Source organism: Dyella sp. EPa41 (genome assembly GCF_016586165.1).
Classification (GTDB): domain Bacteria; phylum Pseudomonadota; class Gammaproteobacteria; order Xanthomonadales; family Rhodanobacteraceae; genus Dyella.
In genome coordinates this window covers 1-14,183 of record NZ_BCPR01000003.1, presented here as the reverse complement: position 1 = coordinate 14,183, position 14,183 = coordinate 1, and the positions used below count along the sequence as shown (strand labels likewise).

At 64.9% G+C, this 14,183-nt stretch carries 13 protein-coding genes; 8 read left to right on the top strand and 5 right to left on the bottom strand.

What is annotated here, in order from left to right:
* Positions 1 to 13 precede the first annotated feature (13 nt).
* Positions 14 to 376, top strand: coding sequence for an adenylate cyclase (locus JMF82_RS01735; protein ID WP_201312816.1), 363 nt, complete (start codon positions 14 to 16; stop codon positions 374 to 376).
* A gap of 152 nt (positions 377 to 528) precedes the next feature.
* Here JMF82_RS01735 and dcp read toward each other — a convergent pair whose 3' ends face one another.
* The 4 genes from dcp to JMF82_RS01715 form a co-directional block, all read right to left on the bottom strand.
* Complete coding sequence (gene dcp / locus JMF82_RS01730) at positions 529 to 2,736, bottom strand: peptidyl-dipeptidase Dcp (RefSeq protein ID WP_201312815.1); 2,208 nt, start codon at positions 2,734 to 2,736, stop codon at positions 529 to 531.
* A gap of 113 nt (positions 2,737 to 2,849) precedes the next feature.
* Positions 2,850 to 4,811 (bottom strand): M61 family metallopeptidase, encoded by a 1,962-nt coding sequence (locus JMF82_RS01725; RefSeq protein WP_201312814.1) that lies wholly within the window; start codon positions 4,809 to 4,811, stop codon positions 2,850 to 2,852.
* Between the two features lie 95 nt (positions 4,812 to 4,906).
* Positions 4,907 to 5,749: an SAM-dependent methyltransferase gene (locus JMF82_RS01720; protein WP_201312813.1), complete on the bottom strand. Its 843-nt coding sequence runs from the start codon at positions 5,747 to 5,749 to the stop codon at positions 4,907 to 4,909.
* Positions 5,750 to 5,916: 167 nt separating this feature from the next.
* Positions 5,917 to 6,702: an SDR family oxidoreductase gene (locus tag JMF82_RS01715; protein WP_201312812.1), complete on the bottom strand. Its 786-nt coding sequence runs from the start codon at positions 6,700 to 6,702 to the stop codon at positions 5,917 to 5,919.
* Positions 6,703 to 6,988: 286 nt separating this feature from the next.
* Here JMF82_RS01715 and JMF82_RS01710 point away from each other — a divergent pair, with 286 nt between their 5' ends.
* The 7 genes from JMF82_RS01710 to JMF82_RS01680 all read left to right on the top strand — a co-directional run bounded on the left by JMF82_RS01710 (position 6,989) and on the right by JMF82_RS01680 (position 12,214).
* The gene (locus JMF82_RS01710) at positions 6,989 to 7,315 is read left to right on the top strand and encodes a hypothetical protein (protein WP_201312811.1); all 327 of its coding nucleotides are present in this window, start codon (positions 6,989 to 6,991) and stop codon (positions 7,313 to 7,315) included.
* A gap of 4 nt (positions 7,316 to 7,319) precedes the next feature.
* The gene (locus JMF82_RS01705) at positions 7,320 to 7,706 is read left to right on the top strand and encodes a GntR family transcriptional regulator (protein ID WP_130620584.1); all 387 of its coding nucleotides are present in this window, start codon (positions 7,320 to 7,322) and stop codon (positions 7,704 to 7,706) included.
* The gene (locus JMF82_RS01700; protein WP_201312810.1) at positions 7,703 to 8,560 is read left to right on the top strand and encodes an ABC transporter ATP-binding protein; all 858 of its coding nucleotides are present in this window, start codon (positions 7,703 to 7,705) and stop codon (positions 8,558 to 8,560) included. Before JMF82_RS01705 ends, JMF82_RS01700 begins: the two co-directional genes overlap by 4 nt.
* A complete protein-coding gene (locus tag JMF82_RS01695; RefSeq protein WP_201312809.1) occupies positions 8,557 to 9,525 on the top strand; it encodes a hypothetical protein in 969 nt (322 codons plus the stop codon). The genes JMF82_RS01700 and JMF82_RS01695 overlap by 4 nt, the downstream gene beginning before the upstream one ends.
* A gap of 30 nt (positions 9,526 to 9,555) precedes the next feature.
* The gene (locus JMF82_RS01690) at positions 9,556 to 10,242 is read left to right on the top strand and encodes a hypothetical protein (RefSeq protein WP_201312808.1); all 687 of its coding nucleotides are present in this window, start codon (positions 9,556 to 9,558) and stop codon (positions 10,240 to 10,242) included.
* A gap of 164 nt (positions 10,243 to 10,406) precedes the next feature.
* Positions 10,407 to 11,654 (top strand): serine hydrolase domain-containing protein, encoded by a 1,248-nt coding sequence (locus JMF82_RS01685; protein ID WP_201312807.1) that lies wholly within the window; start codon positions 10,407 to 10,409, stop codon positions 11,652 to 11,654.
* A complete protein-coding gene (locus tag JMF82_RS01680; RefSeq protein ID WP_201312806.1) occupies positions 11,651 to 12,214 on the top strand; it encodes a DUF2884 family protein in 564 nt (187 codons plus the stop codon). Before JMF82_RS01685 ends, JMF82_RS01680 begins: the two co-directional genes overlap by 4 nt.
* A gap of 123 nt (positions 12,215 to 12,337) precedes the next feature.
* Here JMF82_RS01680 and JMF82_RS01675 read toward each other — a convergent pair whose 3' ends face one another.
* On the bottom strand, positions 12,338 to 13,735 hold the full coding sequence (locus JMF82_RS01675; protein WP_201312805.1) for a class II fumarate hydratase: 1,398 nt from the start codon (positions 13,733 to 13,735) through the stop codon (positions 12,338 to 12,340).
* Positions 13,736 to 14,183 lie beyond the last annotated feature (448 nt).

Sequence of the window (14,183 nt, the reverse complement as noted above, 5' to 3'; positions counted from 1 at the left end):
CCGAGACCCGACCATGAACCAGCAACCCAACCATGACCATCCGCGGTTCGCCGGCCGCGCCTTCCGCGTGGACTACGACGGCCTGTCGGCGCACAACATCTACGCCGCGGACGGGCAATCGGTCCACTATGCCATTGTCGCCGGCCCCTATACCGGGGCCAGCGGCGAGTCTCCCTGTGAATGGCGGCAGATCGCCGAGGGCGTGTATGCCATTTCATGGCAGGAAGCCAATGGCGCCACCGTCGTGCATATCGATGATTTCGCCGGCGGGCGATCGCAGGCCTTCTTCACCGCACCCGACCTGGGTTTCCACCGCATGCAGGGAACCCTGATGGAGCTGGATGCCGCCGACAGTGCAGCATCCGATCGTCCCTGACCATTTCTCATTGCGGCAAGGATCGGCATCGACACCGCGCCACCGGACAACATGTCATCGGAATGCTTCCGATCCGGCCGCTGCCTTGCAGGGACGCCCTCCAAAGAAAAGGCCGGCATGGCCGGCCCTTTCCATTGACGAGTGACGAAGCATCACTTCTTCTGCGGCGCTTCCTTCAGGCCACGGTTCAGCAGCATCGGCTCGATGCTCGGGTCCTGGCCGCGCCAGTCCTTGTACATCTTGGCCAGCTCTTCGGTGTTGCCGCGCGAGAGCACCATCTCGCGGAAGCGGTCGCCGTTCGCGCGGGTCATGCCGCCCTTGTCGACGAAGCCCTGGAAGGCGTCATCGGCGAGCATTTCCGTCCACAGGTAGGCGTAGTAACCGGCGGCATAGCCGTTGCCCCAGATGTGCTGGAAGTAGCTGGAGCGGTAGCGCGGCGGCACGTAGCCCAGGTTGATCTTGGCCTTGGCCAGCGCCTCGGCCTCGAACTTGTCCGGATCCTGCTTCGGCGCATCCGGGCCCAGGCTGTGCCAGCTCATGTCGAGCAGCGCGGCTGAAAGCAGTTCGGTCATGTCGTAGCCCTTGTTGAAGGTCTTCGACTTCTTGATCTTCTCCACCAGCTCGGCCGGCATCGGCTCGCCGGTTTTGTAGTGCTTCGCGTAGTTGGCGAAGATCTTCGGATCGGTGGCCCAGTGCTCGTTGAACTGCGACGGGAACTCCACGAAGTCACGCGCCGTCGCGGAGCCTGACAGGCTCGGGTATTCGGAGTTGGCGAAGATGCCGTGCAGGCCATGGCCGAACTCGTGGAACATGGTGATCACGTCGTCAAACGACAGCAACGCCGGCTGGCCGGCTGCGGGCTTGGTGAAGTTGGCGACGTTGAACACCACCGGCTTGGTGCCCATCAGCTTGGACTGGCCGACCAGGTTGCTCATCCAGGCGCCGCCGTTCTTGTTGTCGCGCTTGAAGTAGTCGCAATAGAACAGCGCGAGCGACGAGCCGTCCTTGTCGAACACCTCGAACACGCGCACGTCCGGCTGCCAGACGGGGATGTCCTTGCGCTCCTTGAAGGTCAGGCCGTAGAGCTGGTTGGCGGCGTAGAACACGCCGTTCTGCAGCACGTTGTCCAGCTCGAAGTACGGCTTGATCTGCGACTCGTCCAGGTCGTACTTCGCCTTGCGCACCTGCTCGGCGTAGTGGTTCCAGTCCCATGCCTCGACCTTGAAGCCGCCCTTCTGCTGGTCGATCACGTCCTGGATGTCCTTGGCCTCGCGCTCGGCGTGCGCCGTGGCGGCCGGGGCCAGCTTGTCCATGAAGCCCAGTGCCGCCTCCGGCGTCTTGGCCATCTGGTCTTCCAGCTTCCATGCGGCATAGCTGGAGAAGCCCAGCACCTTGGCCTGCTCGGCGCGGATCTGCGCGATGCGGGCAATCAGTTCGCGCGTGTCATTGGCGTCGCCCTTCTCGGCACGATCCCACGAGGCCTTGAACAGCTGCTCGCGCGTGGCGCGATCGTTGAGGCTCTGCAGCGCCGGCTGCTGCGTGGTGTTCTGCAGCGGGATCACCCACTTGCCATCGAGCTTGCGGTTTTCCGCCGCCTGCGAGGCGGCGGCGACATCACCGTCGGACAGCCCGTCGAGCTTGCTCTTGTCGTCCACCACCAGCGCACCGGCCTTGGTGGCGGCGAGCAGTTTCCTGGTGAACTGCGTGCGCAGGCCGGATTCTTCCTTGTTGAGGTCCTTCAGCTTCGCCTTGTCGGCATCGGACAGCTTGGCGCCGCCGCGCACGAAGTTCTTGTAGGTCACTTCGACCAGGCGCTTGGATTCCGGGTCGAGCTTGAGCGAATCGCGCTGCTCGTAAATGGTCTCGATGCGCTTGAACAGCTTGTCATTGAGCACGATCGCGTCCTGGTGCTCGGCGAACTTCGGCGCTTCGTCCTGCTGCACCTTCTGCAACGTGTCGTTGGTGTTGGCGCCGGTGACCGCGAAGAAGGCGCGACGCACGCGGGACAGCAGCTGGCCCGACTTCTCCATCGGGATGAAGGTGTTCTCGAAGGTCGGCGGCTCCGGGTTGTCGGCGATCTTGTTGATCTCCTCCAGGTGCTGCTTCATGCCCTCTTCCAGCGCGGGCTGGTAGTCGCCGTCCTTGATCTTGTCGAACGGCGGCGCCTGGAACGGCAGGGTGCTGGGTTCGAGGAACGGATTCACGGCGCTCACCTCGGCCTTGGGCGCAGCGGTGGATGCCTTGGCCGGCGCGGTGCTGGCCGGGACGGGAGCGGGCGACTGGGCCGGCTCGTTCGACTGCTGCGAGCAGGCGGCAAGCGCCATGGACGTGGCGACCACGAGCGTACGAAGACGAAGCATCTGATTTCCCCGGATGAACGGCACAAAGCAGAGACCTAACCACAGCCGGGCGCGGCTGGCATGGGTAGGAAGTCAGGCCCCTGCCCACGCCTCGCCCCCGGATGTATCCGCCATTACTTGCGCGGGGCAATGATCTCGCTGAGGTAGTCGGGCTTGCCGCTCACGCGCACCAGGTGCGGGTACTGCAGGCCGTCGTGATAGTCCACGGGCACCGTGCGATAGCCGCCCTGGTACTTGAGCAGCAATTGGATCGGCGTCTTGGTGCCCTTGGCCGCCGTGATCGCCGCCTTCAGGACGTCGGTGGAATAGTTCTCGCCGTTCACCGCGACCAGCGTGGCGCCGGTGCTGACGCCTGCCTTGAAGGCCGGGCCGTTCCACCGCACGTCGTTGACCTGCCCCTTGTCGTTCATGGTCAGGCCGATCGACCAGGCAAAGTTGTACAGATGGCGCGCCGGTTCCTGGCGGCTGTTGTACTGCTTCTCGTAGCCGCTTTCCTGGTCGGTGTACACGAGCTTCCAGCCGGTGGCCTCGAGGCCGTCCTGCAGCGGCGGGTTCAGCACGTTCACCCGGCTGTGCAGGAAACTTGCCCAGTCGTACTTCGCCACGCCATCCAACGCCGCCACCACGTCGTCGAAGGTATAGGTCCTGGTGACATAGCTGCCGTTGTCGACGCCGAAGAACGCCTTCGCGAAATCGTCCAGCGACTTCTTGTCGTGGGTGAGCTCGCGCAGCTTGCCGTCGACTTCCAGCCACATCATCTGGCCGCCGCTGTAGTACTCCTCGCTCATCTGCCAGCTGCGGAACGGCAGTCCGGCGCGGCGCGCGATGGTGGCGTCGTTGGTGGTGTCCTCCAGCGTGCGCCATTCGAAGCCCACGCGGTTGCGCTCGTAGTTGGCGGCCGTCATGGCCAGCGCATCGCGGAACTCCTGCGGCGACCACATGCCGGCGCGCGCGGTCAGCACGAAGCCCCAGTACTGCGTCTGGCCCTCGTACACCCACAGCAGCGAATCGCCCATGGGCACGTTGAAGTTGGGCGTCCACAGATCCTCGCCGCGACGGAACTTGCCGTTCCACGAGTGCGCGTATTCGTGGGCCAGCAGGTCGCGTCCCGGCGCGGCCTCCTTCCACGCGGTGAAGTAGTCGGCGTCGAGGCCGTCTTCGCTGGACTGGTGATGCTCGGTGCCATGGCCGGACATCTCGTCGGACAGCGAGAACAGGAAATCGTAGTGGTCGTAATGGTGCGAGCCGAACAGCTTGAGCGCCTGCGTCACCAGGTTGCGGTGCACGGCCACCTGCTCCGGCGTCATCTCCAGGTACTTCGGCGCATCGGCGAAGACGTCCAGGTACACCGGCACTTTGTCGAACGAGGTGAGGTCGACGCGCTTGAAGTACTGGCCCGCATAGACCGGCGAATCGACCAGGTTGTTGAGCGTCACCGGCTTGAAGGTCACCGTATCGCCCGAGCGCGAGGCCGTTTCCAGCGCCGTGGCGATCTGCCAGTCATGCGGAACGGTCATGCTGGGCGCGAAGGTGATCTGGCGCGAGTAGTGCCCGGCCGGATACAGCAGCATCGAGCTCCATTCGACGTCCGTCATGCGCTGGGTGATCTCGAAGCCCGCATCGTCGGTGCGGCCGGACAGGTACTGGAACTCCGCATCGATATGGGAAACGCCTTCGGGCACGTCGAGGTGGAACGCATACACGTTGTACTTGTCGCGCTTCCACATCAGCGGCTTGCCGTTGGCGCTGAGCTTCACGCCCGCGAGCATCGCGATGGGGCCGGTCGGCGAGTGGTCGCCGGGAATCCACTGCGGATACAGCAGCGTCAGCGGGCCCGCCTGCACCGGAATGCCTTCACGCACGCGGAAGATGCCTTGCGTGGTGTCGTTGGCATCCACATGGATGGATACCGTGCCCGCGTACGGCGTGTCCTGCGGCGGCGGCACGTCGCCGGCGCGGTTTTCGTCGGCGGCTGCCGCCGCGTCGCCTGCGAGCACCATCGCCACGGCCAGGGCGAGTCGCGAGAACATGCGGCGCCTGGCAAGCGGCGAACCAACGGAAGGGACACGGGACATGAGCGGCTCCGGCAGACGGGTGGATGATCCCGCTACTTAACACCACAGATGCCGGGTCGAGCTAGTGGGGCGTTGCGGCCGTCGGCCGCGACGGGCTATCGCCGCGTCGCCAACACCCCATCCAGCGCCAGCTGCGCCTTGAAGCCCGCCTTCTCCAGCCGCTTCGCCACTTCACGGGGGACGTCGCGATCGCTGGTGAGCTTGTTGGGACTGCCGGTGTAGTGGAACATCCGCCCGCCGCGGCGCAGCACGCGCGCAAGCTGGTCGTAGAACGCCTGGGAATACAGCTCGCCCGCGATACCGAAGCGCGGCGGATCGTGCAGCAGCGCGTCCATCGAGGCATCGGCGATCTGCGTGATGGCCTGCGAAACGTCCGCATGGGTGAGCTGCAGGCGACCGCCGCTGGCCGCCGCAGCCGGATCAGGCGACCACGGATTGAGCGTGCGCAGCCAGAGCACGTCGGGGTTCTTCTCGAACGATTGGATACGCGCCACGCCGGCATCCAGGCAGCAGGCCGCGAAATAGCCCAGGCCACCGCAGGTATCGAGCACAAGCTTTCCACGCGGCTCGACCAACGCCACTTTGCGGCGCGCATCGTCGACCGGCGACTCCTTCGAGGTGGGCAGCATCTTGATGCCGTCGATCTCGAACGTGGGCGCGCCCCATTCCGTCGGCACCAGCTTGATGAGCGAGCCGGAGAAGCGCGAGACGGCGGCGAATTCGTCGCCATCCCAGTAGTAGATGGTGCGCTCCTTCAGCTTGCCGGGATACGGATACGACTGGCCTTTCCATTGCCAGGTGTCCGCCCGCAGCGTGGCGACGCCGGTGGAACGGTCCAGGTCGAGCGAGCCGCTCCATCCATCTGTGCCGGCGTCGCGGGCGGCGATCAGGCTTTCGGCGGCAGGACGGGTAAGCAAGGGACCGGCATAGTGCGACACGAGCGATGTTCTCCAGGTTCATGGTCTACCCGGCCTGGACCGGGCAGCGCGCTCACCGGCAGGAACCGAATGCGGCCCCTAGGCGAAACGTGCAAGTGTGCCAAACGCTGCGTGGCCTTTGCATCCGCATCGACGGTACGTCGCGTGTCGAGGGGTGCATGCGTGTTTCAAATCACGCTGGATTTGCCGCCGTCCATGGGGATCACCGCGCCGGTCACGTAACTCGCCCGGGGCGAGGCAAGAAACACGGCCACGTCCGCAATCTCCGGCGGCTCGGCCATGCGCCCCACCGGGATCTCGGCCAGCTGTTCGGCGAGCACGTCTTGCGCCGGGCGACCGCTCGCGCGCGACGCCGCATTCAAGCCTTCCTGCACACGCCCCGTATTCGTCATGCCGGGATTGATCACGTTGACGCGCACGCCCTTGGCCGCGTACGCATTGGCATAACCCACCGAGGCAAGCATCAACGCGGCGTTGGCGGCGCCACCACCGATATGGATGGGATGGGCCTGCTTGCCGCCCTGCCCGACCACGTTGACGATGCTGCCGCGGCCGCGCGATGCCATGTGGCGGATCACCGGGTCGATGATGTGCATATAGGTGAAGTACTTCGCCTGCATCGCCGCATGCATCGCGTCGGCGTGCAATTCGGCGATGGGCGTGCGCTTCGCGGCACCGGCGCAGTTGACCAGCACATCGATCGGGCCGAACTCGTTCTCGATGTATTCGACGACCATCTGCGCGGCGACGCTGTCCTGCAGGTCCGCGGCGGCAATGTCCAGGCGAAGCCCCTCGTGCTGCAGATCGTGCTGCGCGGCGTGCAGGTGCGCGATGTCGCGCGATACGCCGATGACCTTGGCGCCTTCGCGCGCAAAGGCTTTCGCACACGCCAGGCCGATCCCCTTGCTTGCACCCGTGACCACCACGATGCGTCCGGCCAGACCTAGGTCCATGGAGCGCCTTCCTTTTCGTTGATGGCGACATTGAAGCACGGCCATCCCCCACGTGACGTGAGGTGATGCCTGTCACCCACGATGGTTGATGACCGCTTCTGCCCCGGCAGTGCCCGAGGGCGGAGGCTAGGCGCCACCGGGAGGGCTCTGGCCGGCCCTACCACTCGTTCAGCTTTATAGGCCATCAGTCACATTGCGAATTTTCGCCCGAGCTATTGACGGTTTCGATTATGGTGTTATAGTTCACTACAACACCGGTCCACGAGGTCACTAAAGGAGACCCGCCATGAAAGCGAATAACCTGCTAGCACTGGCCGCCGCTGCCCTGTTCACCACGGTAGGCCTGGCCGCCATCAACTCCAACGTCAACAGTCTCCCGGTTTCTGAGATCAACGGCGTCAAGGTCATCGACCTGGCCCCGATCGATGTCCGCCCCACGGCTGAGGACATGCGCGCCGCCGCCCTGTACGTCGACGCCGGCGTGGCCGCCGCCCTGACGGCAGCCCCGATGCTCCGCCCGGAAGCCGTCGCCAGCCGCGGCGTGCTCGGGGCCCAGCTGGCCATGCCCTACTATTCGTTTGGCAATCAGTTCGGCCGTATCAGCAAGGAATAACCGTATGACCATTACCTGGAACGACAGCGTCCCGATTTACCGCCAGCTTCGCGAGCGCGTGGTGGCGATGATTCTGGACGGCGCCTTGAACGAGGGCGACCCGCTGCCGTCAGTACGCCAGGTAGCTGCAGACTTTCAGATCAACCCTCTGACTGTCTCGAAGGCGTACCAGGAACTGGTCGACGATCAACTGGTGGAAAAAAGGAGGGGATTGGGCATGTTCGTGATCGATGGAGCCAGGGAAGCGCTGCTCAAGTCCGAACGGGAGCGCTTCCTGCGCGAGGAATGGCCGGCGCTGTTTGCACGCCTGCAGCGCCTCGGGCTGGACCTGAAGACCCTGATGCGCGAAGCGTCCGACAACACGTCGGCCAATGGGGAGAGCCAGTCATGAACGCGGTCGTGACCGCCAGCGGTCTCAACAAGCGCTACAAGAACACCGTCGCGCTGGATCATGTGAATTTCCGCATCGAGTCGGGCCGCATCGTGGGGTTGATCGGCCCCAACGGGGCCGGCAAGACCACGGCGCTCAAGGCCATCCTCGGCCTGACCGATTTCCAGGGAGAGCTGAGCGTGCTGGGCCTGGACCCGCGCACCCAGCGTGACCGCCTGATGGAACAGGTGTGCTTCATCGCCGACGTGGCGGTACTGCCGCGCTGGCTTCGGGTCCGCGAGGCCATCGATTTCGTGGCCAATGTGCACCCCCGCTTCAACCGGTCCAAGTGCGAGGCCTTTCTCGCCCGCACCAAGCTCACGCCGGACCAGCGCGTGAAGCAGATGTCCAAGGGCATGATCGTGCAGCTGCACCTCGCCCTGGTGATGGCCATCGACGCCCGCCTGCTGGTGCTGGACGAGCCGACGCTGGGCCTGGACATCCTCTATCGCAAGCAGTTCTACCAGAGCCTGCTGGAGGACTACTTCGACGAGAACAAGACGATCATCGTCACCACGCACCAGGTGGAGGAGATCGAACACATCCTTACCGACCTGATGTTCATCCGCGACGGCAAGATCGTGCTGGACACCGACATGGAAGCCGTCGGCGAGCGTTTCGCCGAAGTGATGGTGAGCGCCGACAAGGCCGCCACCGCGCGCAGCATGAAGCCGCTGGACGAACGCCAGGTGTTCGGCAAGAGCATCTTCCTGTTCGACGGCGCCGACCGCGCCACGCTCGAAAGCATGGGCGAGGTACGCCGCCCCACCGTCAGTGACCTGTTCGTCGCCACCATGAAGGGAACCTACGCATGAAAACCTTCTACTGGCTCGTGAAACGCGAATTCTGGGAACACCGCGGCGGCTTCCTGTGGGCGCCGATCGTCACCGGCGTGGTCTTCCTGGTGCTCAACGTCATGGCCATCATCACGGCCGAAGTGCTCGGCGCGCGGCATGGCATAGAGATCGGCGGCAGCAACTGGCAGATGATGATCGCCAAGGCCGACGAGGGCGACCTCGCGCAGATCGGCGCCGGACTCGACATCGCGATGCTTTCCTCGATGGGATTGATCAGCATCGTCATGGGCATCGTGGTGCTGTTCTATTGCCTTGGCGCGCTGTACGACGACCGCCGCGACCGCAGCATCCTGTTCTGGAAATCGCTGCCGATCTCCAATACCAGCACCGTACTGTCGAAGGTGGTGAGCGCGACGATCCTGGCCCCCGCCATTGCCGTGGTCGTGGCCGTGATCATCGGCATCGTGCAACTGGTGATCTTCGCCCTGGTGCTTTCGCTGCACCACGTCAACGCCTGGCAGCTGATCATGCTGGCCCATCCGTTCCGCGCCATCGGCACCCTGGTCAGCAGCATTCCGCTGTACGCACTGTGGGCCATCCCGTCGGTCGGCTGGCTGCTGTTCTGCTCGGCCTGGGCACGCACCAAACCCTTCCTGTGGGCGGTGGCGGTGCCGGCGGTGCTGGGCCTGCTGGTGAGCTGGTTCGGCATCATGGGCCTGTTCAACCTGCCGACCGTGTGGTTCTGGAAGAACATCGTGCAGCGCGCCTTGCTCAGCGTGTTCCCCGGTTCCAACATCGTCTACAGCGACAACGCGCTGGAAGCCACGGCCGACCTTGGCGACGCCCACAACCCGCTGAGCGTGCTGTCGCCGATGCATACCTACACCCTGCTCGGCTCGCCGAACCTGTGGCTGGGCGTGCTGGCCGGTGCAGCGCTGATCGCCGGGGCCATCTGGTATCGCCGGGTCCGCGACGACAGCTGACTCCAACGCATTCGCAACGGGGAAAACATCATGGCTACCAATGCATTCACCAGCCGCATCATGGCGCTGACCCTGCTCTTGCCGCTGGCGGCCTGCAGCCAGTCCGACCATGGCAGCAGTGACGTGGCGAAGGCGATGGACGAAGCGCAACGCCAGACCTCGCCGACACTCATCGGCGCGGAGATCCAGAAGGGCATCGACAAGGCCAAGCAGGAGCTGCTCACCAAGGACATCGATGTCACCAACGTCCACGCGGGCAGCCACCATCACGACAGCAACGACCGCCCGAAAGCCGCCATCACCCCGGACGGCCAGCTGGTGATCGAAGGCCGGCGGGTCGAGGCCACGCCCGAGCAGCATGCGTTGCTGGTGGACTATCGCCAGCAGATCATCGGCATCGCCACCGCGGGCATGGACATCGGCGCGAGCAGCGCCAACATGGGCCTGGGCATCGCCAAGGATGCGATCTTCGGCAAGCTCAGCGGCAAGAGCGACAAGGAGATCGAGGCGGACATCAAGCCGCAGACGGACAAGATCGAAGCCGCCGCCGTGCAACTGTGCAAGCGCATGCCCGACCTGATGGCCTCGCAACGGAAACTCGCAGCCGCCATGCCCGCGTTCCAGCCCTACGCAACGATGACGCAAAAAGACATCGACGATTGCGGCAAGCACACCGACGAAAACGGCAAGCAGGGATTCGCCGTCTTCTCCGATTGAACCTGTTCCATCCGGCCACCGCGCCGGTCGTACGGTCGCCTCCGCCAGTGGATTTCGACGGCCACGCGACGACAGCTGACGGTTCGTGTCCCGCCTGCACCTTCCGCACGGATGCGGAGTGCAGGTGGGACATCCTCCGACGGCGCTCATCCCACGGGGGTCTCATGCGTTGTCGCCATGTCGCCATGCTGCTGTGCCTGAGCCTGGCGGCAAACGCCTTGGCCGCCGATGCCCCTCCTCAGCGCCTGCGCGGCGAAGCCCTGGACCGCAAGGTCGAACAACTGATGCATGCCGCGCACGTGCCCGGGCTGGCCTTGGCGCTGATCGAGAACGGACAGGTCACCTATCTGCACGCCTACGGCGAGCGCGACACCGCGAAACACCTGCCGCTGACCACCGACACGGTGATGTATGCGGCCTCCATCACCAAGGCGGCTTTCAGCTATGCCGTGATGACCCTCGCCGATGCGCACAAGCTGGAACTGGACACCCCGATCGCGGGCATGCTGTCCAGGCCGCTGCCGGAATACGCCAGGTACGCGGACCTTGCCGGTGATGATCGCTGGCGCAGGATCACGCCACGCATGCTGCTGAGCCATGGCGCCGGCTTCCCCAATTTCCGTTTCTTCACGCCCACCGGCTACGACGCCAAGGGCAAGCTGTATATCGCGTTCGATCCCGGCAGCCGGTTCGCCTATTCGGGCGAGGGCATCAACTTGTTGCAGTTCGTGCTGGAAAACGCCAAGAACGTGGATGTCGCCACCCTGATGCAACGCGCCCTGTTCGACCGCTTCGGCATGTCCCGCACCAGCATGACCTGGCGCGCCGACTTCGCCGACAACCTCGCGATCGGCTACGACGAAGCCGGCAAGGCGCTGGGGCACAAGCAACGCGAATCCGTGCGCGCGGCCGGTTCCATGGACACCACGCCGCATGACTACGCGCAGCTGCTGGCTGGCATGGTGCGCGGCGATGGCCTCAGCGCCGCAACGCATGCCGACTGGCTCAGGCCGGTGCAGCGCATCCGTTCCGTGCAGCAATTCCCGACGCTGGATACCTCGACCACGACCGACAACGAAGGCATCGCGCTTTCATCGGCGAGCGGCGTGATCGTCTACCGGTCGCCGCAAGGACCGGCCTGGTTCAAGACCGGCCATGACGACGGCACCAACAACCTGGTGCTGTGCCTGCAGGGCCCGCGAGACTGCGTGATGATCCTCAGCAACAGCTCCAATGCGGAGGGCATCTACCGCTACCTGCTGGACATCACGCTGGGGCCCACCTGTTACCCATGGTATTGGGAGAGCGATATTCCGTACGATCACCCGTCATGGAGCAGGCCCGAGTCGCGCCAGTCGCCGCATCCGCCCTGCACTCCCCTTCCCTTTCCACGCCAAGGAGTTTCCCCATGAACCGTCGCCATTCGTGCCTGCTGCTCGCGCTGACCGCCCTGCTGGCCGCTTGCAGCGGTTCGGGCGGCGACGTGCTGGTGTTCGGCGGCAACACCGACATCATCAATAATCGAATCACGATGCATGACGGGGTCATCACCATCAAAGCCTCCGGTGTGCCCGACGCCACGGTGAATGCGCAGGGACAACTCGCCATCGATGGGCACGACGTGGCCGTGAGCGACGCACAGCGCAGCCTGCTGCAACGCTACAACGCCGCCGCACAGGCCATGCGCACCGACGCCATCGCCACCGGCAAGGCCGGCGTCGCCACCGCGACGCAAGCCGTGAGCGCCGCTGCCGGCAAGATCACCGGCGCCGACAGCGCCGAAGCCGCCCGCGCCAAGGCGGAGGAAACGGCGACGACCGTGAAGGAGGCCGCCGCGAAGATCTGCGAGGACCTGGCGGCGATGAAATCGGCGCAGGACGAGCTGGCCACGCAGCTGGATGCGTTCAAGCCATACGCGCATGCGCTGGGCGATGCCAATGTCGAGAAGTGCCGGAAGGACACGCACCACTAGCTTGCCAAGGCGCCGACTGTAGGAGCACACCCGGTGCGCGACCGCGAAGCCCGGGCGTTGCCGCTCCGTAGGCTTTTCGCGCACTGGGTGCGCTCCTACAAGACGTCCAAGGGATGTAGCGACTCAGCCGCCTCCGCCGCCACCGCCGTGAATGCCACCCTTGGTCAGGGCCATCGGATCGAGCAGCTTCTGCAACTCGGCCTTTGAGAGGCCGGTCGTCTCCAGCGCCACATCGAGAATCGGCCGCTTCTCCTTGTAGGCCTGCTTGGCCGTCGCCGCACCCTTCTCGTAGCCGATCACGGGGTTGAGCGCAGTCACCAGGATGGGGTTCTTCGCCAGCGCCTCCTTCACCCGCGCGCTATTGACCTTGAAACCAGCAATGGCCTTGTCGGCCAGCAACACGCTGACGTTGGACAGGATGCCGATCGACTGCAGCAGGTTGTGCGCCACCAGCGGCAGCATCACGTTGAGCTGGAAGTTGCCCGACTGTCCGGCGATGGTGATCGCCGCGTCGTTGCCGATCACCTGCGCCGCCACCATGACGGTGGCTTCGGGAATCACCGGGTTCACCTTGCCCGGCATGATCGACGAGCCCGGCTGCAGCGCCGGTAACTCGATTTCGCCGAGTCCTGCCAGCGGACCGGAGTTCATCCAGCGCAGGTCGTTCGCGATCTTCGTCAGCGCCACGGCCAGTGCCTTCAACTGGCCCGACAGTTCCACCGCGGCGTCCTGCGCAGCCATGCCCTCGAAGAAGTTGCCCGCGGATTCGAAGCTCACGCCCGTGAGCTTCTTCAGCTCGCGCGCCACCGCCAGGCCGAACTTGGGGTCGGCATTGATGCCGGTGCCTACCGCCGTGCCGCCGAGCGGCAGGCGCCGCATGCGCATCAGGCTGTCCTGGATGCGCTCGATCGCCGTGCCGACCTGCGCGGCCCAGCCGGACAACTCCTGGCCGAACGTCACCGGCATCGCATCCATCAGGTGCGTGCGCCCCGTCTTGGGCACGTTGCGCAGTTCGCGCGCGCGGCGATCGATGGTGCGCTTGAGGTGCTTGAGCGCCGGCAGCAACTGCTGGCTGGCCGTGAGCGTCGCGCTCACGTGGATGGTGGTCGGAATCACGTCATTGGAGCTCTGCCCGTAATTGACGTGGTCATTGGGATGCACCTTCAGGTTGCCTTGGCTGGCGAGGTGGGCGATCACCTCGTTGGCATTCATGTTGGTGCTGGTGCCCGATCCCGTCTGGAACACGTCGATCGGAAACTGGTCGTCGTACTCCCCCTCGGCCACCGCCAGGGCGGCTTTGCGGATCGCGTGCGCCTGGTTCTTCTTGAGGTGCCCCAGCAAGAAATTCGCATCGGCCGCGGCCGCCTTCACCAGCCCCAATGCGCGGATGAACTCGCGCGGCATGTGCATGCCGGAAATGGGAAAGTTGTCGACCGCACGCTGCGTCTGCGCGCCATACAGCGCCTTCGCCGGCACCTTGAGCTCACCCATGCTGTCGTGTTCGATGCGGAACTGGCTCATGTCGTCGGTATTCCTCGGGGAGATGGGTGGACTATAGGTCGGGGCGCGTTAGGGAGCTGCCAAGGGCCACCTCGCTCCCCGCGCCCCCTCCCTTTCTGTAGGAGCGCACCCAGTGCGCGACAGCCTTTCGCGCCGGTCCGCAGCATTCGTTCTTCAGGCAAGCGGTTGGCGATGTCTTAATTGCTGTCTTTCGCGACCGGGCTCGCCTGCGACCGAAGGAAGTCCCTGTGGGGCCGCGGGCTTCCGGACCGCTGCCGCGGCCCGGCTCATTTTCTCTGCATGGCGTTCCCTTGTAGGAGCGCACCCAGTGCGCGACAGCCTTTCGCGCCGGTCTGCAGCACTCGTTCTTCAGGCATGCAGTTGGCGATGTCCTAATTGCTGTCTTTCGCGACCGGGCTCGCCTGCCGCGGGCTTCCGAGCCGCTGCCGCGGCCCGGGTCACTTTTCTT

Coding starts and splice junctions, on each gene's coding strand:
- JMF82_RS01695 (WP_201312809.1), top strand. CDS start 8,557: ATGAAAACCTTCTACTGGCTCGTGAAACGCGAATTCTGGGAACACCGC.
- JMF82_RS01675 (WP_201312805.1), bottom strand. CDS start 13,735: ATGAGCCAGTTCCGCATCGAACACGACAGCATGGGTGAGCTCAAGGTG.
- JMF82_RS01710 (WP_201312811.1), top strand. CDS start 6,989: ATGAAAGCGAATAACCTGCTAGCACTGGCCGCCGCTGCCCTGTTCACC.
- dcp (WP_201312815.1), bottom strand. CDS start 2,736: ATGCTTCGTCTTCGTACGCTCGTGGTCGCCACGTCCATGGCGCTTGCC.
- JMF82_RS01690 (WP_201312808.1), top strand. CDS start 9,556: ATGGCTACCAATGCATTCACCAGCCGCATCATGGCGCTGACCCTGCTC.
- JMF82_RS01735 (WP_201312816.1), top strand. CDS start 14: ATGAACCAGCAACCCAACCATGACCATCCGCGGTTCGCCGGCCGCGCC.
- JMF82_RS01680 (WP_201312806.1), top strand. CDS start 11,651: ATGAACCGTCGCCATTCGTGCCTGCTGCTCGCGCTGACCGCCCTGCTG.
- JMF82_RS01715 (WP_201312812.1), bottom strand. CDS start 6,702: ATGGACCTAGGTCTGGCCGGACGCATCGTGGTGGTCACGGGTGCAAGC.
- JMF82_RS01705 (WP_130620584.1), top strand. CDS start 7,320: ATGACCATTACCTGGAACGACAGCGTCCCGATTTACCGCCAGCTTCGC.
- JMF82_RS01685 (WP_201312807.1), top strand. CDS start 10,407: ATGCGTTGTCGCCATGTCGCCATGCTGCTGTGCCTGAGCCTGGCGGCA.
- JMF82_RS01725 (WP_201312814.1), bottom strand. CDS start 4,811: ATGTCCCGTGTCCCTTCCGTTGGTTCGCCGCTTGCCAGGCGCCGCATG.
- JMF82_RS01700 (WP_201312810.1), top strand. CDS start 7,703: ATGAACGCGGTCGTGACCGCCAGCGGTCTCAACAAGCGCTACAAGAAC.